The sequence below is a fragment of the Nocardiopsis sp. iso_238 genome, assembly GCF_056173325.1.
The window spans coordinates 3922232-3943332 of the sequence record NZ_CM149668.1; the positions used below are offsets into that span (position 1 = coordinate 3922232).

The 21101-nt window shown below is 72.9% G+C and carries 20 protein-coding genes; 9 read left to right on the forward strand and 11 right to left on the reverse strand.

The genetic code is table 11. The features are described 5' to 3' along the window. Positions 1-3: 3 nt before the first annotated feature. The gene (locus tag AC0VYL_RS17795) at positions 4-1053 is read left to right on the forward strand and encodes an NAD(P)-dependent alcohol dehydrogenase (RefSeq protein ID WP_475454225.1); all 1050 of its coding nucleotides are present in this window, start codon (positions 4-6) and stop codon (positions 1051-1053) included. 270 nt (positions 1054-1323) lie between these two features. Here AC0VYL_RS17795 and AC0VYL_RS17800 read toward each other — a convergent pair whose 3' ends face one another. Continuing rightward, on the reverse strand, positions 1324-2235 hold the full coding sequence (locus tag AC0VYL_RS17800; RefSeq protein ID WP_475480911.1) for an aminoglycoside phosphotransferase family protein: 912 nt from the start codon (positions 2233-2235) through the stop codon (positions 1324-1326). A gap of 194 nt (positions 2236-2429) precedes the next feature. Between AC0VYL_RS17800 and AC0VYL_RS17805 the strand changes: the two genes are divergently transcribed. Then, positions 2430-3215, forward strand: a complete 786-nt coding sequence (locus tag AC0VYL_RS17805) for an SDR family oxidoreductase (RefSeq protein WP_475480912.1) — start codon at positions 2430-2432, stop codon at positions 3213-3215. A gap of 69 nt (positions 3216-3284) precedes the next feature. On the opposite strand, the gene AC0VYL_RS17810 is transcribed toward AC0VYL_RS17805, so the two are convergent. After that, a complete protein-coding gene (locus tag AC0VYL_RS17810) occupies positions 3285-4181 on the reverse strand; it encodes a VOC family protein (protein ID WP_475480913.1) in 897 nt (298 codons plus the stop codon). Next, positions 4178-4858, reverse strand: coding sequence for a class II aldolase/adducin family protein (locus tag AC0VYL_RS17815; protein WP_475454233.1), 681 nt, complete (start codon positions 4856-4858; stop codon positions 4178-4180). Before AC0VYL_RS17815 ends, AC0VYL_RS17810 begins: the two co-directional genes overlap by 4 nt. A 176-nt stretch (positions 4859-5034) precedes the next feature. Here AC0VYL_RS17815 and AC0VYL_RS17820 point away from each other — a divergent pair, with 176 nt between their 5' ends. The 7 genes from AC0VYL_RS17820 (at position 5035) to AC0VYL_RS17850 (ending at position 11340) form a co-directional block, all read left to right on the forward strand. Beyond that, positions 5035-5772, forward strand: a complete 738-nt coding sequence (locus AC0VYL_RS17820) for a FadR/GntR family transcriptional regulator (protein WP_475454235.1) — start codon at positions 5035-5037, stop codon at positions 5770-5772. A 115-nt stretch (positions 5773-5887) separates the two neighbouring features. Continuing rightward, positions 5888-6715, forward strand: coding sequence for an ABC transporter permease (locus AC0VYL_RS17825; protein ID WP_475480914.1), 828 nt, complete (start codon positions 5888-5890; stop codon positions 6713-6715). Beyond that, positions 6712-7641: an ABC transporter permease gene (locus AC0VYL_RS17830; protein ID WP_475480915.1), complete on the forward strand. Its 930-nt coding sequence runs from the start codon at positions 6712-6714 to the stop codon at positions 7639-7641. Before AC0VYL_RS17825 ends, AC0VYL_RS17830 begins: the two co-directional genes overlap by 4 nt. 11 nt (positions 7642-7652) lie before the next feature. Beyond that, positions 7653-8474 carry an ABC transporter ATP-binding protein gene (locus AC0VYL_RS17835; protein WP_475480916.1) on the forward strand — a complete coding sequence of 274 codons (822 nt, stop codon included), beginning with the start codon at positions 7653-7655 and terminating at the stop codon, positions 8472-8474. Between the two features lie 76 nt (positions 8475-8550). Next, positions 8551-9528 carry an ABC transporter substrate-binding protein gene (locus tag AC0VYL_RS17840; protein WP_475454242.1) on the forward strand — a complete coding sequence of 326 codons (978 nt, stop codon included), beginning with the start codon at positions 8551-8553 and terminating at the stop codon, positions 9526-9528. 74 nt (positions 9529-9602) lie between these two features. Continuing rightward, positions 9603-9860 carry a tautomerase family protein gene (locus tag AC0VYL_RS17845; RefSeq protein WP_475480917.1) on the forward strand — a complete coding sequence of 86 codons (258 nt, stop codon included), beginning with the start codon at positions 9603-9605 and terminating at the stop codon, positions 9858-9860. 1 nt (position 9861) lies between these two features. Further along, on the forward strand, positions 9862-11340 hold the full coding sequence (locus AC0VYL_RS17850) for an aldehyde dehydrogenase (protein WP_475480918.1): 1479 nt from the start codon (positions 9862-9864) through the stop codon (positions 11338-11340). 99 nt (positions 11341-11439) lie between these two features. Here AC0VYL_RS17850 and AC0VYL_RS17855 read toward each other — a convergent pair whose 3' ends face one another. The 8 genes from AC0VYL_RS17855 to AC0VYL_RS17890 all read right to left on the reverse strand — a co-directional run bounded on the left by AC0VYL_RS17855 (position 11440) and on the right by AC0VYL_RS17890 (position 21008). After that, positions 11440-12252, reverse strand: a complete 813-nt coding sequence (locus AC0VYL_RS17855) for a DUF1295 domain-containing protein (protein WP_475480919.1) — start codon at positions 12250-12252, stop codon at positions 11440-11442. Further along, positions 12249-13562 carry a class I SAM-dependent methyltransferase gene (locus tag AC0VYL_RS17860; protein ID WP_475480920.1) on the reverse strand — a complete coding sequence of 438 codons (1314 nt, stop codon included), beginning with the start codon at positions 13560-13562 and terminating at the stop codon, positions 12249-12251. Before AC0VYL_RS17860 ends, AC0VYL_RS17855 begins: the two co-directional genes overlap by 4 nt. Continuing rightward, positions 13559-14818, reverse strand: a complete 1260-nt coding sequence (locus AC0VYL_RS17865) for a class I SAM-dependent methyltransferase (protein WP_475480921.1) — start codon at positions 14816-14818, stop codon at positions 13559-13561. Before AC0VYL_RS17865 ends, AC0VYL_RS17860 begins: the two co-directional genes overlap by 4 nt. Then, positions 14815-15618 carry a DUF1365 domain-containing protein gene (locus AC0VYL_RS17870; protein ID WP_475454254.1) on the reverse strand — a complete coding sequence of 268 codons (804 nt, stop codon included), beginning with the start codon at positions 15616-15618 and terminating at the stop codon, positions 14815-14817. The genes AC0VYL_RS17865 and AC0VYL_RS17870 overlap by 4 nt, the downstream gene beginning before the upstream one ends. Beyond that, the gene (locus AC0VYL_RS17875) at positions 15612-16904 is read right to left on the reverse strand and encodes an NAD(P)/FAD-dependent oxidoreductase (protein WP_475480922.1); all 1293 of its coding nucleotides are present in this window, start codon (positions 16902-16904) and stop codon (positions 15612-15614) included. The genes AC0VYL_RS17870 and AC0VYL_RS17875 overlap by 7 nt, the downstream gene beginning before the upstream one ends. 121 nt (positions 16905-17025) lie before the next feature. After that, on the reverse strand, positions 17026-19056 hold the full coding sequence (locus tag AC0VYL_RS17880) for a hypothetical protein (protein ID WP_475480923.1): 2031 nt from the start codon (positions 19054-19056) through the stop codon (positions 17026-17028). Positions 19057-19096: 40 nt separating this feature from the next. Further along, positions 19097-20557, reverse strand: coding sequence for a PQQ-binding-like beta-propeller repeat protein (locus tag AC0VYL_RS17885; protein ID WP_475480924.1), 1461 nt, complete (start codon positions 20555-20557; stop codon positions 19097-19099). A gap of 127 nt (positions 20558-20684) precedes the next feature. Continuing rightward, positions 20685-21008, reverse strand: a complete 324-nt coding sequence (locus AC0VYL_RS17890; RefSeq protein WP_475454262.1) for a hypothetical protein — start codon at positions 21006-21008, stop codon at positions 20685-20687. Positions 21009-21101 lie beyond the last annotated feature (93 nt).

Here is a 21101-nt window from a genome sequence, read left to right on the forward strand (position 1 = left end):
CACATGCGCGCAGTGGTGTTCGAGAACTATGGGGAGTTCCCCTCACTCACGGAGGTCCCCGTGCCGGAACCAGGCCCCGGGGAGGTCCTCCTCCGCGTCGCGGGGGCGGGCGCGTGCCACTCCGACATCAGCGTGTACCGCCTGTTCAAGGAGGGGCAGCCGGGCGCGCAGAAGCCGCCGTTCGTCCTGGGGCACGAGAACGCCGGCTGGGTGGAGTCCGTCGGGAGCGGGGTGAGCGACCGCGTCCAGGTGGGCGGCTCCTACATGGTGTACGGGCCGATCGGCTGCCAGCACTGCCGCAAGTGCGCCGCCGGGCTGGAGACCTACTGCGAGAACGCGGCGACCATGCCCTATCTGGCGGTCGGGCTGGGCCGCGACGGCGGGATGGCCGAGTACATGACCGTTCCCGAGCGCCACCTCATCCCGTTGGGTGACGCCGACCCGGTGGCAGCGGCTCCGCTGGCCGACGCCGGGCTGACTCCGTACCACGCGATCAGGGCCGCCCTTCCGCACCTGGGCGGCGGAGGCCGGACCGCACTGGTGATCGGCCTGGGCGGGCTCGGGCAGATCGGCGTCCAGATCCTGCGGGCGCTGACCGGGGCGACGGTGATCGCCACGGACGTCAAGGAGAGGGCGCGCGCCCGCGCGGAGGCCAACGGAGCGATCACGGTCGAGGCCGGGGAGGGCCAGGTGGAGCGGGTCCGGGAGCTCACCGGAGGCCGGGGTGTGGACGCGGTCTTCGACTTCGTGGGCGCGGGGCCGACCGTGGCGGCGGCCGCGGCGTCCGTGGCCCAGGGCGGCCGGGTGAGCATCGTGGGCATCGGGGGCGGCACCCACGAGTTCTCGTTCTTCACCAACCCGTACGAGTCGTACCTGACCAACACCTACTGGGGCTCCGTGGCGGAGCTGTGGGAGGTGGTGGACATGTACAGGGCGGGGCAGATCCGCCCGGACGTCGAGCTGTTCTCCCTGGAGGACGCCCTGGAGGCGTACCGGAGGCTGGAGGCGGGCGAGATCGACGGGCGCGCGGTCGTGGTGCCCAACGAGAGCTGAGGTCCCGCCGCGTCCCGGTACCGAACCGGGGCGCGGGGTTCGTGGTCGGGCCGTCCGGACCACCCGTTCGCGGTGTGGTGCCGGGCGGCCTTCGCGCGGTTGCCGCGGCCCGCGATGGAGCACCGGCGCCGGGTGCCGTTCCCCAGGTGTCGACGAGGTGCCCTCCCGCCTGGCCGCCCACCGCGAGCGGATCAGTCGGGAGTGGCGAAACGGCCGGTCGCCCCGGTGGGTCACTCCACCGGCGCGGCCCGCTCCCCGGGATGACCGGACTCAGTAGCGGGACAGCGCCTCCGCCACGACGGCCTGGGAGGTGTCGATGCTGGTCCGACCGTCCTCGACGTCCCACAGGGTGTTCTGGAGCAGGCGGGCCAGGGTCCAGCCGACCGCGCGCTCGCGGTCCAGCCCGAGCGCCTCGGTCAGGAGGTCGAACCGGCGCCGCACCACCCGGGGCACGTCGTCGGTGTGGAACCTCTCCCAGCCGGTGTCGAGCGCGGGCCACAGGTCGAACCCCGGGTCACCGACGAGGGGTTCGGGGTCGATGGCCAACCACGGTTCCCGCGCGGCGGCGAGCACGTTGTCGTAGTGCAGGTCCCAGTGCAGCATCCGGTCCCCGGGCTCGTCGACCAGTTCGGTGACGACCGCCGCCCAGCCGCGCAGCCGCCGCCGGTCGGGATCGGACAGGGCGGAAAGCGCGTCGGGCACGGACACCAGCAGGTCCCGCGCGACGTCACCGAGGCCGGGCAGACCCTCGGGCGCACGGGCGGAGTGCAGCCGGGCCATCAGCCCGGCCAGGGTGGCCACGGCCTCGTCGTCGTCCTCGACGGAGGCCAGGGAGCGTGACCCGTCCAGGCGTTCCAAAAGCAGGGCACCGCTCTCCGGGTCGTGGTCGAGCAGCCGCACGACGCCGTCGCCGTTCCACGTCCGCAGGCCGATCAGTGCGGCGGTCGTCTCCTGGCGTGCCATCTGGACCCTGAGCACCGCGCGGGAGCCGTCCGCGCGTCGCACCGGCGCCACGAGTGCGGCCTGCCCGGAGACCAAGCTCCCGTCGCGTTCCAGGTCCCAGAGATCGAGCAGGTCCCTCACCTGTGCGGGCAGGCGCGCGATCCAGGCCCGCTCCCCCTCACCAGTCCCGTGGGACGCCGCCAGGGCGTCGGGGACCTCGATGACCTGCGGCTCACTCATGGGAGGGCGTCCTTCGGGAAGGGGGTCCGGCGCGTCCGACCCCACCCGGGGGACGGGACCTCGGTGTCGAGGCTACCGGGGCCGGGCACGGCCACCGCTCCCCGGGATCCCCGCTGACCAGGCCCCCGCGTGTCCCACGTCTCCCCCTTGCTGCCAAGATGCCGTCAGCAAGCGTCGGAAGTCTGAGGAGAACAATGGATCTGGGAATCGCTGGCAAGGTCGCGCTCGTGACCGCGGCCAGCTCCGGGCTGGGCCGCGCGATGGCCGTCGCGCTGGCCGCCGAGGGGGTCCGGGTCGCCGTGACCGGACGCGACGAGGAGCGTCTGGACTCGACGGTCGAGGCGTGCCGCGCCCACGGGGTGGACGCGGTCGGCGTCGTCTGGGACCTGGCCGAGCACGGGCGCGCGGGCGAGGTCGTGGCCCGTGTGGTCGAGGAGCTGGGCCCGGTGGACATCCTGGTCAACAACACCGGTGGCCCGCCGCCCACCCCCGCCCTGGGCCAGGACCCGGCGCTGTGGGAGGACATGTACGCGGCGATGGTGCTGCCGGTCATCAGGCTGACCGACGCGGTCGTCGGCGGGATGCGCGAGCGCGGCTGGGGCCGGATCATCACCAGCACGTCGGGCGGGCCGATCGCGCCCATCCCGAACCTGGGGGTGTCCAACACCCTGCGCGCCTCACTGCACTCCTGGTCCAAGACGGTCGCGAGCGAGGTGGCCGCCGACGGGGTGACCGCCAACGTCATCGTCCCGGGCCGGATCGCCACCCCGCGGGTGGAGTCGCTGGACCGCGCCCGCGCCGAGCGTGAGGGGCTGTCGCTGGAGGAGACCCAGGCCAAGGGCCGGGCTACGGTCCCCGCGGGCCGCTACGGCGCCCCGGAGGAGTACGGCGCGGTGGCGGCGTTCCTGGCCAGCAGGCAGGCCGCCTACGTCAACGGTTCGGTCGTCCGCGTCGACGGCGGCCAGATCCCGTCGGTCTGAGTCCGGGGCCGGACGGACGGGGAGGGGCGGGACACGGCCGCCCCTCTCCCCCGTTCGGCCGGGCGGAGGTCAGTCGGACAGCGGGACGCTGTCCGACGACACCTGGTACTGGGTGCTCACCCGCTTGTTCTCACCGAGCCACATGTCGATGGCGCCGGGCTCGTTGAGGTCGAACCAGCGGGGCTGCCAGTCCTCGTCCTCGGGGATGCGCCGCACGCCGAAGGAGTACTCGTAGGTGAGGCCCTCCGGTCCCTTGAAGTACAGGAAGATCGCGGTGGACTGGGGGTGGCGGCCCGGCCCCTGCTCGATCTCCACGCCCTTGCTCTTGAGGAAGTTCCAGGAGCGCATGACGTCGTCGATCGACTCCACCTGGAAGTTGATGTGGCAGAGCCCCGGCCGCTCGCCGTGGAACACGGCGAGTTTGTGGTGCACCGGGTCGATGCGCATCAGGCAGGCGACGTCGCTCACCCAGTCCGAGACCTTCGCGTTGAACCGGGTGGTCCAGAAGCGTCCGGCCTCGTAGATGTCGGGGGCGTCGAAGCAGATGTGCCCGAACTCGGTGATCCCGGCGGGGCGCGAGAAGGCGACCGGGGTGGTCAGGTGGGTCTGACCGACGACCAGGTCGATCCTGTTGCCGAAGGGGTCCTCGAAGGTCAGGTAGTCGTGGACCCTCCGGGAGCGCGCGCCCTCCTTGCTGCCGCGCTGGACGGGCAGCCCGGCGGACTCGAGTTCGGTCTCCGCGGCCGCCAGGGCGTCGAGGTCCGCGACGGTGAACCCGGAGCTGATCACCCCGGACTCGCCCTCGACGAAGGCCAGGCAGTGGTGGCGGTGGTCCACCCGCAGGTAGGCGATCCCGTCCTGTTCCTGGACCAGTTCCATACCGACGACGTCGGTGGCGAAGTCGACGGCGGCGCGCAGGTCGGCGGCGCCGGAGCGCACGTAGGCGATGTCCTTGAGTTCGATCATGTGCTGGTGGATCTCCTTTGGGGGGTTTCCTCGTTGGCGAGGTACAGCCAGACGCGCAGGCAGAGTTCCGGCGCCACCTCGCGCCAGGCCCGCTGTTCGTCGTCGGCCAGGGGGCGGGGGGTTCCGGCGGCCGAGGCCGTGGCGTTCATGACGGCCGAGCGTTCCAGTACCCACATGAGCGCGACCGCCTCAGCGACCGAGTCGCCGACCGTGACGGCCCCGTTCCCGCGCATCAGGACCGCCGGGCCCCGGCCCAGGTCGTGGGCGAGCCGTTCGGCGTGGTCGGGGTCGCGGACCAGCCGGGGGTCCTCGTGCACCGGGACCTCCGGGCCCAGGAAGGCGCCCTGTCCGTGCAGGGGGACGACGGGGACCCCCGCCGAGGCCAGGGCGGTCGCGGTGGGCGGCTGGGCCCGGCAGACCGCCCCGACGTCGGGGCGGGCACGGAGGACGGCACGGTGGATCCACCCCTCCTTGGGCAGGGACGGCGCGAGGGTGTCGGCGGTGGGGTCGAAGGGCCGGACGTCGTCGGGGGTGAGCGCGCCGAGGGGAACGCCCCGGGTCATGGCCCAGCCGCCGTCGCGGGTCCGGGTCGACACGTGGCCGAAGGCGTCGACCAGGCCGTGCCGGGCGAGGGCGGCCCCGGCCGCGATCAGTGCTTCGGTCGTCGTGGGGTCCACGGGGTCTCCTGAGGGGGCGGATCGGGGGTGCGCGCGGAGGCGCCGGAGGGAGGGGGAACGAGGGTGCCGTCAGGGGATCCGCGAGGAGCGGCGGAGGCCGCCGAACCGCCTGCGGGGGCTGGGAGCAGGCCCCTCACCTGCGCGGTTCGCCGGAGGGTCCTATAGTTATGATCATTATGGCGAATCGTTTCAGCGGCTGGCCCACCATCGGCGGCCCCCTGCCCGAACGCGTGTCCAAGGCTGAGGGCGTGGTGCGCCACATCAGCGACATCATCATGAACAAGCAGGTCAGCCCGGGTGACCGCCTCGGCACCAAGGAGGAGTTGCGCCAGCGGTTCGAGGTCTCGGTCGGCACCTTCAACGAGGTGGTCCGGCTCCTGGAGACGCGTGGTCTGGTGGAGGCCCGTCCCGGTCCGCGCGGGGGCATCTTCGTCAGTTCCCCGAGCGCACACATCCGGCTGAGTCACCTCATCCTGGGGCTGGGTGACGACGCGCTGTCGGTCGCCAACAGCCTGGAGGTCCGTGAGGCCCTGGAGGCCACCATCGCCGAACACGCGGCGCGGGAGGCTGGCCAGGAGCAGATCAGGCGGCTGCGGGAGATCGTGGCGCTGATGGCGGACCTCAGGGACGACCCGGCGGGCTACCTGGCGCGTAACTGGGAGCTGCACGAGGAGATCGCGAGGATCTCCTCCAACCAGCTGTTGCGCACCCTGTACGTCTCGCTGCTCGACACCGCGCGCGAGTCGGTGCGCGAGATCGCGGCGGACCCCGGCTTCGAGGCGGGCTTCGAGGCCAACCTCCAGCTGCACCGCGACCTGGTGGACGCCATCGCCTCGGGTGACGCGCGGCGGGCCAGACGGGCGGCCGACGAGCACACTCCGCCGCGCAGCAGCACCCGTACGCCGCCGGGCTGAACCGGACGGGAGGGCCGACGGGGCGGGCTTCGTGGAGTTCGGGGGACGCACGTTGACATATTAACCATAATCAATAGAGTGATTGCATTCCGTCATCCCCCAGGAGCGTTCCGACGTGACCCCCCTGAACATCCTCACGCGGCGTGGTCGCCTGGGCCGCAGTCCGCGCACGTCGACCTTCGGCACCCTACGCCGAGGTCTCGTCGGCGTCGTCGTCGCGCTGTGCCTCGCTGAGGCCGTGGCCCGCTGGGGTGTGGACTCCGCCGCCCTGCCGCCGGTCTCGGTGGTCCTGGCCAACACGGCCCGGCTGCTGGCCGATCCGGCCTTCCTGGCCGAGGTCGCCGCCACACTGACCGCCGCCCTCACCGGCCTCGGTCTCGCGGCGCTCGCCGGGGTCGGCCTGGGGCTGCTCCTGGGTTCCCTGCGCTGGGTCGAACGCGCCTCCTCGGTGGTGGTGGAGTTCCTCCGCCCGCTCCCCTCTGTGGCGCTCATCCCGGTCGCCATCCTCGTGTTCGGCCAGGGCGCCGAGATGAAGGTGGCCCTGGTGACCTACGCGGCGCTGTGGCCGATCCTGTTCAACACCCTGTACGGGGTGCGGGCCGTGGAACCCCTGGCCCGGGAGTCGGCCCGGGTGTTCGGGGTGCCCCGGCTCGCGGTCCTGGCGCGCGTGGTCCTGCCGTCCACCGCACCCTTCGTCGCCGCCGGGGTGCGCATCTCCGCCGCGATCGCACTGATCGTCACCGTCAGCGCCGAACTGCTCGCCGGTGCCGCCGAGGGCCTGGGCAGCTGGATCCTGAGGATGAGCTCGGGCGGCGCCAACACCGACATGGTCTACGCGGGGACGATCGTGGCCGGGCTCCTGGGTCTGGCCGTGAACGGACTCCTGCGCTCCGTCGAACAGCGGCTCTTCCACTGGAAGCGCCTCATGGAGGAACAGACGTGAAGACGTTCCCGACGGTGGAGCCGCCCTCGGACACACGGGGTCCCGGCGTGGTGCGACCCGCGCCCGTGCCCCCCGGCCGGGGTTCCCCGGGGCGGGCGCACCCCGGCAGGGCCGGTCGCGCCGGGCGCACCCTGGGATCGTTCCTGCTGCGCTGGGCCGTCCTGGCCGGGCTGTTGCTGGTCTGGGAACTGGCGGCGCAGAACGCGCGCTCGCCGTTCTTCCCCCCGCCCTCGGAGTTCCTGGCCCGTGCCGGTGAGCTGTGGCTGCCCTCGACCGAGGCCTGGCTGACCGACAGCATGCGCGACGACGTCCTGCCGAGTCTGGCGCGCATGCTCGCGGGCCTGGCCCTGGCCACCGTCACCGCGGTCGCGTTGGGGGTGGCGATCGCCCTCAACCGGCGCGTCGGAGACTACGTCGACCCCGTCATCCAGTTCGCCCGGGCCCTGCCGCCGCCCGCGCTCATCCCGCTGTTCCTGGTGCTGTTCGGCCGCGACGACCTGATGCGGGTACTGCTGATCGCCTTCGGCGCGTCCTGGCCGATCCTCATCAACACCATCGAGGGGGTGCGCTCCATCGACCCCCTCAAGCACGCCACCGCCCGCGTGTTCGGAGTGCCGCTGCACCGGCGCCTGACCCGCATCGTCCTGCCGGGTGCCGCCCAGAAGGTCCTCGCGGGCGTGCGCACCGCCCTCGCGCTCGGCCTGATCCTGATGGTGATCTCCGAGATGGTCGCCGCGACGGGCGGGATCGGCTACCACATCGTCCAGGCCCAGCGCGGCTTCCAGATCCTCGACATGTGGGCGGGGATCGCTCTCCTGGGCGTCCTCGGCTACCTGCTCAACCTCGCCCTGACCCTGGTGGAGCACCGGCTGCTGGCCTGGCACCGGATCGCCAACCGCACCAGTTCCGAACCCGCGGGCCAATGAAGGCCCCGACCATGAGGACCACACCCATGCTCGACGTCAGCGGTCTGACGCACACCTACGGCAGTGGTGCCACGGCGCACACCGCGCTCGCGGACATCAGCTTCTCGGTCGCCGAGGGTGAGCTGGTCTCCGTGGTGGGCCCCTCCGGCTGCGGCAAGACCACGCTGCTGCGCATCCTCTCCGGGCTCCAGCGCCCCACCGGCGGTGAGGTCTCCTTCCAGGGGCGGCCCGTGGACGGGGTGCCCGAGGGACTGGCGATGGTCTTCCAGGACTACGCCCGGTCCCTGTACCCGTGGCAGACGGTGGCGGGCAACGTCCGCTTCCCCCTGCGCCACCTGCGTCTGGGCCGTGCCGAGGCCCAGCGCCGGGTGGCGGAGTCACTGGCCGCCGTGGGCCTGGAGGGCCACGCCGACAGGTACCCCAGCCAGCTCTCCGGCGGCATGCAGCAGCGGGTGGCCATCGCGCGGGCGCTGGCCTACCAGCCCGGGGTCCTGCTGATGGACGAGCCCTTCGCCTCCATCGACGCACAGACGCGCGAGGACCTGGAGGACCTGGTCCTGCGGGTTCGGGAACGCTACGACATGACCATCGTCTTCGTCACGCACGACATCGACGAGAGCGTCTACCTCGCTGACCGGGTGGTCGTGCTCTCGGGCCCGCCCACCACCGTCGTCACCACCATCGACGTGCCGCTCCCCCAGCCGAGGGACCAGATCGACACCAAGGAACTGCGGGAGTTCGTCGCCCTGCGCGGCGAGGTCGCACGCCTGATCCGGCGCCCCTCCTCCGAGCGGACGCCGGAACCGATCCACAGCCAGCCCAGCAACCACTGACCGAGCCACCTGCCGGGATCACGGCCCCCTGACCGTGCCCCGCCCACCCCCTAGGCGCTAATCCATCATGATGATTATGACCGACAATCCGTCGACCAGCGGGCGCTGGACCTTCGCCTGCGCCGGTGTGGCCCTCGTCCTCGCCGCCACCGCCTGCTCCGGATCCTCCGAGGCCGACGACGGCCCCACCGACGAGGCCACCACGCTGGTCGTGGGCATCACGCCCATCATCGACCACGCCTCCGTGTTCATCGCCATCGAGGAGGGCTTCTTCGACGAGGAGGGCCTCAGTGTGTCCGCCCAGCCCGTGCAGGGCGGTGCGGCCGCCGTACCGGCGATGGTCTCCGACGACCTCCAGGCGGCCTTCGCGAGCTACCCGTCCTTCTTCCTGGCCGAGAGCCAGTACATCGGCGTCACCATCGTCGCGGAGGGGGTGCGCGGCACCGAGGAGACCGCGGGGATCTACGTCAACGACGACTCCCCCATCGAGTCCCCCGCGGACCTCGCGGGACGGACCATCGCGGTCAACACCCTGAACAACATCGGTGACGTGAGCATCGCCGCGTCGTTGGAGGAGCAGGGGGTGGAGACCGCAGGGATCGAGTTCGTGGAGTACCCCTTCCCCGACATGGTGCCCGCCCTCGAACAGGAGGCCGTGGACGCGGTCTGGCTGGTGGAGCCGTTCCGCAGCGGCGCCGAGAAGGACGGCGCCCGCAAGGTGTTCTCCTCCTACACCGGGATCGCGGAGGCCATCCCGGTCTCGGGGATCGGGATGGCCGACGAGTTCGTGGCGGCCAACCCGACCACCGTCGAGGGCTTCACCCGGGCGATCGAGCGCGCCAACGGGATGCTCGCGGAGGACCCCGCGATCGCCGCCGAGATCGTGCAGACCTACTCCGAGACCACCGAGGAGCAGGCCGAGGCCATGGAGCTCCCGGTGTGGACCGGGGGTTCGGTGGACGTGGACGAGCTGGGCCGCTGGAACGACCTGCTGCTGGCCACCGGGGTCCTGCACGAGCCCATCGAGATGTCCGAGCTGACCCTCCAGGACTGATTCCCCCTCCCCCGGCGGGGGCGCCGCCGCTGGCGCCGCCCCCGCCGGGCCCGCACCCCCACAGGAGAGTTCCCTTGCCCCTGATCGAAGTGACCCTCACCGAGGGCCGGGACCCCGCGCGGCTGCGCGAGCTCATGCGGTCCGTGCACGCGGCGGTCGAGACCAGCCTGGACGCGCCCGCCCAGAGCATCCGCGTCATCGTCCGCGAGGTGCCGCCCGCCCTGTGGTCGGCCGGGGGCACCACCCTTGCCGAGCAGCGGGGGCTGGACCGTCCCGCCACCGGCCGCACCGCCGACGCCGTTGGTACCCGCCGCGCCCCTGAGGGGAACTGACATGGCCGGGGCACAGCCGGACGTCGAGGAGTTCGGGCACGTCATCGACGGGGAGGAGCTCACCGCCGGGGACGGGCCCGCCTTCGACAGCGTCGACCCCTACACGGGGCGGCCCTGGGCGCGTTTCCCTCTGGGCGGCGGAGCCGAGGCGGACCTGGCCGTGGCCGCCGCCCGCCGGGCCTTCGACTCCGGACCGTGGCCGAGGATGAGCCGTTCCGAGCGGCGGGCGATCCTGCACCGGCTGGCCGACCTCGTGCTGGAGAACCGGGGGGACCTGGCCCTGGCCGACACCCGCGACATGGGCAAACCCGTGGCGCAGAGCATGGCCAAGGACGTTCCGCGCACCGCCGAGAACCTCCGCTTCTTCGCGGACCACGCCGCCCTCACCCCCGCCGAGCTGTACCCCTCCGACACCGGTCACCACGCCTACACCCGCTACGAACCGGCCGGTGTGGTGGTGGCCATCGCCCCGTGGAACTTCCCGCTGATGCTGGCGAGCTGGAAGATCGCTCCCGCACTGGCCTGGGGCAACACGGTCGTGCTGAAACCGGCGGAGGACTCCCCGGCGTCGGTCACGCTCCTGGCCCGGCTGGCGTTGGCGGCCGGGATGCCGCCCGGGGTGCTCAACGTGGTGCACGGCCACGGCCCGGACTCGGTGGGGGCGGCGCTGACCTCCCACGCCCGGGTGGACCGGATCACCTTCACCGGGGAGAGCGCCACCGGGACCGCCGTGGCGCGCGCGGCCGCCACACACCTGACCCCGGTCAGCCTGGAGCTGGGCGGCAAGGGGGCGAACGTGGTGTTCGCCGACGCCGACCTCGACCAGGCCGTCGAGTGGGCGGTGCGCGCGGCCTTCACCAACGCCGGACAGGTGTGCCTGGCCGGGTCACGCCTGTACGTGCACCGGTCCGTGGCCGAGGAGTTCACCCGCCGTCTGTGCGAGGCCGCCGACCAGCTGGTGCCCGGTGACCCGAAGGACCCGGACACGCTGCTCGGGCCGCTGTCCTCCGAGGCGCACCACCGCAAGGTGTCCGGCTACCTCGACTCCGTGACGGAGTGGGGTGGCACCGTGGCGACCGGCGCCGCCGGGCCGGGGCTGTTCGTGCGGCCCACCGTGATCACCGGCCTGCCGAAGGAGGCCCCGCACCGCAACGAGGAGATCTTCGGCCCCCTCGTGACGGTCACTCCCTTCGACACCGAGGACGAGGTGGTGGCGGAGGTCAACGACACCCCCTACGGCCTCAACGCCATGCTGTTCACCGAGGATCTGTCCCGCGCCCACCGCGTGGCCGCTTCGCTGCGGGTGGGCACGGTGTGGGTGAACTGCTTCTTCGTCCGCGACCTGCGCGCGCCCTTCGGCGGGGCGGGCCGCTCCGGACTGGGCCGCGAGGGCGGCGCCCACAGCCGCGAGTTCTTCACCGAGCCCAAGGCCGTGGTGATGCGGATCAGCGAGGTCCCGCGACCGGACGGGGCCGCCTGACCCCGTCCGCCGCCCGAACCGCCCCCGGCCGGGGCCACTCCACACCTTCCGGCCGGGGGTTCCTCGTTCCCACGCGAGACCGTTCGCGCGGGTCCAGGCTCACTCCCGGGCGGCCGCCCTCTTCGGGGGCAGAGGGACGAAGGAGCTCGTCCGGGCGGCGTACTCCGACCAGCCGGGCCGGGCGGACATGTGCTCGTCGAGCAGTCGCTGCCCCGAGCCCCGGGTGAGCAGGTAGGTCATCAGCAGAGGCGCGGGCAGGGTGAGCAGGACCCACCAGGACCCGGCGGCGACCAGGAACAGGCCCCACCACACGACGGCGTCTCCGAAGTAGTTCGGGTGCCGGGTCCAGGCCCACAGTCCCCGGTCCATGATCCGGCCCCGGGTGGCGGGGTCGGCCCTGAACCGGGCGAGCTGGGCGTCACCGACGGACTCGAACACGAACCCGGTGAGCCAGACCAGCACGCCCAGGAACGCCAGCCAGCCGAGGGGGCCGGCGGTGTGGGCGGCGACCTGCAACGGGAGTGAGACCAGGAGGAGTATCGAGCCCTGGAGCAGGTACACCACCCGCAGGGCGTACAGGTTCCGGCTCCCCGTGGCGTTGGAGAGGAACCGTTCGTACCGGGGGTCCTCGCCCTTGCCGCGGCCGCGCAGCCCGATGTGGACGGCCAGGCGCACGCCCCACACCGAGGTGAGGGCGGCCAGCAACCAGGTCCGGGCGGGGTCGCCGGTCCCGGTGGCGGTGGCGACCGCGGCGGTGGACACCGCCACCCCGACGAAGCCGAGCCCCCAGGCGACGTCCACGACGCCGTGGCGGCCCACCCGGACCGCGACAGCGAAGGTGGTGAGCATGACCGCGCCCACCACGACCGCGGCGACGGCGAGGTTGAGCAGGACGGCGGCGAGGACGCTCATCGGGGCGTCACCGCCTCGGTGCCCGGTTCGGACCCGGCCCCTCCTCGGGTGACCGGGTCCGGTCGGACCGCCAGGATCTGGTCCACGCCCATGCGCCCCTCCTCGAAGGCGAGTGACCCTCCGGCCAGGTAGAGCCGCCACATCCGGGCCGCCTCCGGACCGGCGAGGGCGACCAGTTCGTCGATCCGGCGCTCCAGCACGTCCGACCAGGCTCGGGCGGTGCGCACGTAGTGCTCCCGCATCGCCCGGACGCCGCGCACCTCGAATCCCGCGTCCTCCAGGAGGCCGACGGTCTCACCGAGCGGGCGCATGTGCATGTCGGGCGCGACGTAGCGCTCGATGAAGGGGCCGCCGCCGGGGTGGGGTCCGCGCCGGGACATCTGCTGGACCAGCAGCGATCCGCCGGGACGCAGCAGGTCGTGGAGCTGCCGGGTGAACGGCGCGTAGCCGTCGCGGCCCACGTGCTCGCCCATCTCCACGGAGGCGACCGCGTCGAAGCCACCGGGCCCGAAGGAGTCGGGAGCGACGTCGCGGTAGTCCATCAGGCGCACGTCCACCAGCTGTTCGAGCCCTTCCTCCTCCGCGCGTGCGAGCACGTGGTCCCGCTGTCGTGCGGACAGGGTGAGCGCCGAGACGTGCGCCCCGTACCACCGGGCCGCGTGCAGGGTGAGCGATCCCCACCCGCATCCGACGTCGAGCAGCCGGTCCCCCTTGTGCAGCCGGAGGGTGTCGCAGACCAGGTCGAGCTTGGCGCGCTGGGCGTCGGCCAGGGTCTGCCCGGGCTCGTCGTCGTCCCAGAGCGCGCACGAGTAGGCCATGGTCTCGTCGAGCAGCAGTTCGTAGAGGTCGTTGCCCGCGTCGTAGTGGTGGGAGATCACGGCGGCGTCACGTTCCCGGGAGTGGCGCCGTCCCCCGATACGCGCTTCGGAGGCCGGAGGGGGCGGCGGCGGTCCGACCACGCCCAGGACCACGGCGGTGCGGGCGATCCTCGCCCAGGTGCGCGGACCGGGGACCGAGGTGCCGTGGACACCGACCGACGCCCAGACCCGGCGCAACGCGTCGGTGAGGTCCCCTTCGACCTCGATGCCACCGGTGACGTAGGCCCGGGACAGCCCGAGTTCACCGGGGCGGGCCAGGACGTGCCGCAGGGCGTCACGGTCGCGGACGGTGACGCGCGGGGCGTCGACCGGCCCGGTCTCGCTGCCGTCCCAGGCGCGGAGCCGGACCGGGAGGACCCCGTTGAGGAAGGCGGCGACCAGGGGGCCGAGCAGGTGGGCGACGCCCCGGGGGCGCGGGTGGGTGGTCGTCATGCGGCACGCTCCATGGCGATCTGTTCGACGTCGATGAGCCCGGATCGGAACCCGGCCTCGCAGTAGGAGAGGTAGAAGGTCCACATACGGCGGAAGGTGTCGTCGAAACCGAGCGAACGCACCTGTTCCGCCGCTCCGGCGAAGGTCTCGCGCCACACGCGCAGGGTGTCGGCGTAGTCCCGGCCGAAGGCGAGGCGGTCGGTGATCCGCAGTCCGGTCCGGGCGGCGAGCTGTTCCCGGACGGCGGTGACCGAGGGGATGAGTCCGCCGGGGAACACGTACTTGTGCATCCAGGTGTAGGAGCCCCGGGAGGCCCGCATCAGGCGGTGGTCCATGGTGATGGTCTGGAGGGCGACCCGTCCGCCCGGCCGGACCAGCCGGTCCAGCGCGGTGAAGTAGTCGGGCCAGTAGCGTTCACCGACCGCCTCGACCATCTCGCAGCTGACCACCGCGTCGTGGGTGCCGGTGGCGTCCCGGTAGTCGCACAGCTCGACGGAGACCCGGTCGGAGAGACCCTCGGCGGCCACGCGCTCACGGGCGTGGTCGCGCTGTTCGGTGGAGAGGGTGAGGGAGGTGACGTGGGCGCCCCTGCGGGCGGCGCGCACGGCCAGTTCGCCCCAGCCGGTGCCGATCTCCAGCAGCCGGGTGCCGTCCCCGACCCCCGCGGCGTCCAGGAGCCGGTCGGTCTTGCGTGCCTGGGCACGGGCCAGGCCGTCCGTGTCACGCGGGTCGTCGTCGGTGAACAGCGCAGACGAGTAGGTCATGGTGCGGTCGAGGAAGAGGGCGAAGAGCTCGTTGGACAGGTCGTAGTGGTGGCTGATGTGCCGACGGGCCCCGGCACGGGTGTTGCGGTCCGAGGCGGGGCGGCGCGGCAGGGTGAGGTGGCGCAGCGGCTGGAGCGGTCTGGGAACCAGTTCCTCGTAGTGCTCGGCGAAGCGGGTGAGTACGGCGACGGGGTCGGGTGAGTCCCACTCCCCCGCCATGTACGACTCCCCGAACCCGATGAGGCCGTCGTGGGCCAGGCGGGCGTGGAAGGCGTCGGGGTCGCGGAGCCACAGGACGGGGGTGTCCCCGTCGGTGAGCTCGGCGGGCGGTGCCGTGTGGCCGACGTGTGCGCGGATCCCCGCCGCCGGGACGGCGCGGGCGGAGAGCAGGCGGGCCACGGCGGTGCGCAGCGGGCCGCTCGGGACCCTGGCGACGTCGGGCCAGCGGTGCGGGTCGACGGCACCGGGTGGGTGGGGGCTGGTCGCGGTCATGGTCGTGTTCCTCGTGGTTGGGGACGGCCGGGACTGGGGCGGACGCTGCCGGGGGCTCGTGCCCGCGGTCCGCGCTCCCCGGTACGCGGGCGGTCGGGCTCGGGGCGTTCCCGGAACGGGAGGCCGCGCAGGTGGAGCCGGAGGCCGTGGACCCTGATGCGGGCCGCGTTGACCAGCGGCGCCAGCGGGTGGCGTACGGACATGCGGAGCAGCCGGGCGAGGGTCGCGGGGCGGCGGCGGCCGCGCACGGACGCCGTGAAGGGAGGGCGTCCCTCACGGTGGAGGGCGACGGTGAGCGCGAGCCGTTCGCCTGGTTCGGGCAGGCTGAGCCGGTACTCGCCGTCGACCTCGTTGAACGGGGACACGAACAGGGCCTTGGGGACGGTGGCCCGCCCCCGCCGGTCCGGGTGGAGGAGGTAGCGGTGGCGGTCGCCGTAGGTGTTGTGCACCTCCGCGACCACCGCGCGAGGCGAACCGTCGGGGTCGTGGCACCAGTAGACGGTCAGCGGGTTGAAGACGTGGCCGAACACCCGGGCGTGCGCGAGCATGAACACCGGGCCGCCGTTCAGGTCGATCCCGTGTTCGCGCAGGTGGAGGATGATGTCGGCGCGCAGGGTGGCGGCCCGCCCGTCACCGTGGTCGGCGGGGTGGAACCCGGCCAGGGCTCGCAGAGGCCACGGGAGGCGCGGCGGGGCGTCGAGGTCGATCAGCCAGTAGTACGTGCGGTGCGCGAAGGCGTACCGGACGGGCTCGGCACGGGCGTGCCGCACCGTGGCCTCGTACAGGGCGGGGATCACCACCGCCTCCCCAGGGCGGCGGCCGCCTCGACCCCGGAGCGGCAGCCGTCCTCGTGGAAGCCCCAGCCGTGGTGGGCCCCGGCGAAGGCGAGGACGGGGGTGTCGAGGGAACGGAGCCTGGGCTGCGCCGCCACCGACTCCGGGGTGAAGACGGGGTGGGAGTAGTCCATGGCCGCCACCACCCGGTCGGGTTTCAGGCCGTCGCCGGCGTTGAGCGTGACCACGTAGTCGGTGCCTTCGGGCAGGCCCTGGAGCCGGTTCATGTGGTAGCTGACCCGTACCGGCGAGCCGCCCGGGTCGCAGGAGTCCAGCCGGTGGTTCCAGGAGGCCCAGGTGTCCCGGTCCGAGGGCAGGACCGAGGTGTCCGTGTGCAGCACGGTGCGGTTGCGTGTGTAGGTGAAGGCGCCCAGGATCTCCCGTTCGTCCGCGGAGGGGCGGTCGAGGAGCGCCAGGGCCTGGTCGGCGTGGGTGGCGACCACGGCGGCGTCGAACTCCAGAACCTCGGCGCCGGTGCTCAGACGCACCCCGTCCTCGTCACGGGAGAGGGCGCGGACGGGCGTGCCGAGGCGGACGGAGTGCAGGCCCGCCAGCACGCGTTCCACGTAGGTGTGGGAGCCGCCCTCCACCGTGCGCCAGCGCGGGGACCCCCAGACGCCGAGCATGCCGTGGTGCTCCAGGAAGCCGAACAGGTGGCGCGCCGGGTAGTCCAGGGCGGTCCCGGCCGGGCAGGACCAGACCGCCGACACCAGCGGCAGGAGGAAGTGCGCGGTGAAGAAGGGGGAGAAGCGGTGGCGGTCCGCGAACTCCCCCAGGGTGGGGCCGACCACCGTGCCCCCGGGATCGACCCTGCGGGCCACGGAGACCAGGCGTCGGGCCGCCCGGTGGAAACGCGGGATGTCGAGGAGCATGCGGACGTGGTCGGCGCCGCGCCGGGACCTGCTGGGCCACAGCGCGCGCACCCCCCGTGCGCCCGCGTACTCCAGACCGCAGCCCTCGCAGCTGACCGACAGGCTCATCTCGGTGGGCCGGGTGGTCACGCCGAGTTCGTCGAAGAGCCGCAGGAGGTGGGGGTACGTGCGGCGGTTGTGCACGATGAAGCCGGAGTCCACGGCCAGTTCTCCGCCGTCCGCCCCGGGGACGCGGTGGGTGTGCGCGTGGCCCCCGGGACGGTCGTCGGCCTCGAACAGGGTGACGTCGTCGTGTCGGCCGAGGATGTACGCGGCCGTCAGTCCGGAGACGCCGCTACCGATGACCGCGACCCTGCGACGCCCGGTGTGGTGTGTGCTCATGCGTCCTCTCGCGAATCAGGTGTCTGGCTGACACCAGTGATTCGGAGCAGGTCGGGGAGCGGATTGGTGGTAGTTGGGAAAAAAAGATTCACGGAATGCGAGAGGGCGCCTGCGCGGTCGGTCAGGGCTGCCAGCCGTACACTCCGGAGCCCTCCTCCCTCAGGTAGGAGACCACCGCGCCGGGGACCACCTCCGCCTGGGGCCAGCTCGCCTCCCACTTGAGCTGGTACCTCCAGCGCTCCTTCCCGCCGACCAACGAGGCGACACCCGCGGTCGGTTCACCCGGCCCTGGTGAGGAGCCCTGGAAGGGGGCGGTCGTCAGGGAGAGGTCTCCCCGGTTCAGTACCCCCTCCACCCCGACGAAGGGCAAGGCCACCCCGCCCGTGAGGGCCACCGGGGAACCGCTCGGGGCGTCGGAGTGTCCTCCGGTCAGGTCAGGGGAGGGGACGCGGACCACCCCGGTGATCGAACCGGAGGCGTCCACGCGTTCGAGGACGGTGACGGTGTCGCCCTGTTTCTCTCCCTGGTCGTCCGTCTCCCGCTCTGACATGGACGTCACCGCACCACCGGTGTCCGCGTGCACGACCGACGACGACCAGGAGTCAGGTGCGGCCACCAAGGCGTCCGACCCGTCCTCGGCGTCCAGGACCACGTGCACCTCGTCCAGCAGGCTCCACACCACCACGGCCGGCGCCGCGCCGGGGTTCAGGACCGGGCCGCCGTCGCTCAGCGCCACCCGCGAGGACGTCGCTCCGTCGGAGGCGTCCCAGGTACGGCGCCAGTTCTCCTCGCCGGTGTACAGGTCCAGGGCGAGCAGGTGGGAGACGAACCGGTCGTCGTCGCGGTCGAGGTGCTCCCTCGCCTCCCGTTCGTCCTCGAAGTCGGCGGGGTCGGCGCAGCGGTAGGAGAGCAACAGCTGGTCACCCTGGACCAGGAGGTTCTCCCCCCACGTGTCGGAGCGCAACCGGAGTTCGTCGGTCCCGCAGACCATGCCGTCCTCGACCGCTCCCGGTTCGTCCTCCAGCGTGAACCACCACAGGTGGTCGGTGCCCTCCTCCGCGCGGACGCCGAGGCCGACACCGTCGTAGTCGTCGCGGATCGACAACCGGAGCCCGGGCAGGGAGTGGTCGTGCGCGTTCCGCGACTCGACGGTGTCGGTCTTGAACGCGTCGACGACTCCTCCCGTGGCCGTGTCCAGGAGCACCACGTCGCCGCCTCGCAACGGGTCCTCGGCTGGGCTCCCCCTGCCCGACGACTCCCGCGAGCGGAGGATCACCTGGGCGCGGTCGGCGCCCGGATGCAGGGTGACGAGGACGTCGCCGCGCGGACGCCGGTAGCTCCACAGTTCCGCACCGGTGGCACCGTCCAGACCGAACACGCCGTCCGTGGTCGCGACGACGGGACCGAGCGGGCCGCGTTCGACGTCGGCCACCGCGGTCCCCTCCGGTGGCCGCCACTCCCAGCCCAGCCGTTCGACGGAGGCGGGGTAGGGGGCGGGGTCCGCCGGGGACCCGTCCAGGACGGAGTGCCGGGTGGGGACGTGTTCGGACAGCGCCCGCACGGCGGGGTCGGCGAGCAGCGCCAGCGACGCGCCGACCGCGAGCGGCGTCAGCCACCAACGCGGGGTTCGCGTGCGGGTCCGCGGCCAGAGGTGTGAGACCAACAGCAGGACGAGGCCGAGCAGCGGCGGAAGACCGATCCCCCAGAGGGCCACCTCCCCCGGCCGGACACCGTAGCCCGTGTCGAAGAGCCCCGCTGTCAACACGAACGAGGCCCGGGGCAGGTGCGTCCAGAGGACGAGCAGCAGGACCACCAGCGCGGATCCGAGGAGGAAGGGGAAGCCGGGGGTGACCGGCCCCTCCGGGTCCGGGTTCGGTTCCCGACGGTCCCGGCGGAGGAGGCTGACGGCCACCACGACGGCGGTCAGGACCGGAATCTGCCAGACGCCGCGCCCCTCCGCCGGGACCAGCAGCTCCGGGCCGAAGCCGCTGCCCTCCAACCGCCGCAGGACGAGGAAGGCGGCCGGAACGGTACCGAGGAGCAGCCCGAACCCGGCCCAGCCCACCACCTCCCGCAGGCGCTCGGTCCGGTTTCCCTGGTCTGGTGCGGCGCCCGCTTGGGCGGAGTCCTGCGTCGTGGAGGTGGTACTCACGGGTTCTTCTCACCGCTGTTCTCTGGAGGATGGACGGAGGTCAGGGCACCAGGCCGTGGACGTCGGCCGCGCCGGTGCCGTAGGAGACCACGGCGCCGGGGACGGCGACCAGCCGGTGCTCCCCGGGTACGTCGTTCGCGGGTGAACCGATCTCCACGCGCTCCCCACCGAGGTCGCCGGCGGCCAGCGCGAGGGAGTGCACACCCCGTTCACCGTTCTCCCGGTCCGTGTAGGGGATCAGGAGGGTGTCGTCGAGGACGACCGCGAGGTCGAGGGGTTCGGGTACCGGACCGTCCGGGTCGACCGTCACACGGGCGGTCACCCCGCCCTCGGGGTCGGTGGTGAGGACCTCCAGGGGCTCCCCGCTCCCGGGGTAGCGGCCCTCCACGGCGATGACCGTGCCAGCGGTGTCCGCCCGGAGGACCCGGTCCACCCTGGGCCCGAACCGCCCGCGGGCGTCGCGCGCCTCCTCGGGGTGGCCGAGGGGTTCTCCGGTACGCGGGTCGAGCAGGTGCAGCTCGGAGTCAGCCCGGAACCGGAGGGCGGGCGCCCCGCCTTCGGAGTGCACCGTCCCGTCCGCGAGGTCCAGGTCGAAGCGGCCCCACGAGCGGCGGACCGGGTACTCGTACCGCCACACCTCCTCACCGCTGGTGAGGTCGAGGGCGGCGACGGTGGCGACCGCCGTGTCCAGGGATCCCCCGTGGGCGAGGATGTCGTCGGAGCCGTCGCCGGATTCGCCGGGCAGTGCTGGCTGGAGCGTCCGCTCCTCGTACTCGCGTGCGTCCGCGCAGGTGTGGGCGACCACGACCCGTCCGTCTCCGGTGTCCGGGTCGGTCGTCGGCCACAGGTCGCGTTGGAGCTCGCAGAACAGGCCCTCCCCCCGCGGGACGAAGGTCCACCGCGCCCCGCCGCTGCCGGTCGCCGTGCCGTCGAACTCCCGTGCCTGGACTCCCCTGGTCCCGGCGCCGTCGCGGTACTCGTGGAGAGTGGTCGACGGCGCGTACCCCACCAGTCCCTCCAGACGGCGTTCACCACCGACGGCCTCGCCGGTCGCGGGGTCCAGCGGGGTGACCGTCACGGTGGCCGCCCCGAGGTCCCGGGTCAGGAGGACGACGTCCTCGAAGAGCAGTGCCTCCGCGTCCCAGCCGTGCGGCTCACGGTAGGTCCACACCTCCTCCCCGCTCGCGCCGTCGAGGGCGACGACCCCGTCCGACAGCACCAGGATCGGCCCGCGGGGACCGGCCGCCACGCTCTCCACCCGCACACCCGACGGGGGCGACCAGGTCCATCCCACTCCGTCGACGCCGGAGGGGACCGCCGGTGGTTCACCGGGGTCGCCCGAGGCGACCGTGTGGATCAGGCGCGGAGGTGTGAGCGCCCAGACCAGCCCCGCGAGGAGTGCCACGGCCACGGCACCGGAGGCGGCCGCGACGACGGTGGTCCGGGTGCCGGAACCGCGCCGGGGCCGTCGCGGGCGCGCGTCGCCACCCTGCTCGTCCACCGTTCACCCGCCCCCCACGGTCGGCCGCTTCGTGTGCCCGGACACCGACGGTCCGTCGCGCGAACGACAACCTAGCAGCGGTGGAAGGGCCCTCACGAAGGGGCCGGGGGCCTGCGAGGACGTGGGATCAGTGGTCGGCGGGGGCGGCGGGACGGGGGTCCAGCCCCAGCCCCGCGCGGAGTTCGGCGCACACGTCCTGGCAGGACTCGTCCCTGCTCACCACGTCCACCTCGCCGCCCCGCGCCCACCGGGCGAGCTGGTCGGCCCACTCCGAACGCGGCATGGACACGACGTCCGGGGGTTCGACCCCCTCACTGACCGCGCCCGGGGCGCCGTCGGTGAGCACGGTGACCCGGCGGTCGGGGTGGAGTTCGGAGAGGTCGACGGTGAGCGGCTGCTCGGAGTGCAGGACCACGACGTGGATCTGGTCGGGGGTCTCAGTGGTGGACATGGGCGCCTTTCCTCAAAGGGGGACGTCCGAAGACCTACTCTCCCGCACCCCCTCCGAAACGTCCTCCACAGGGCCGGAACCGGCCATCCAGGG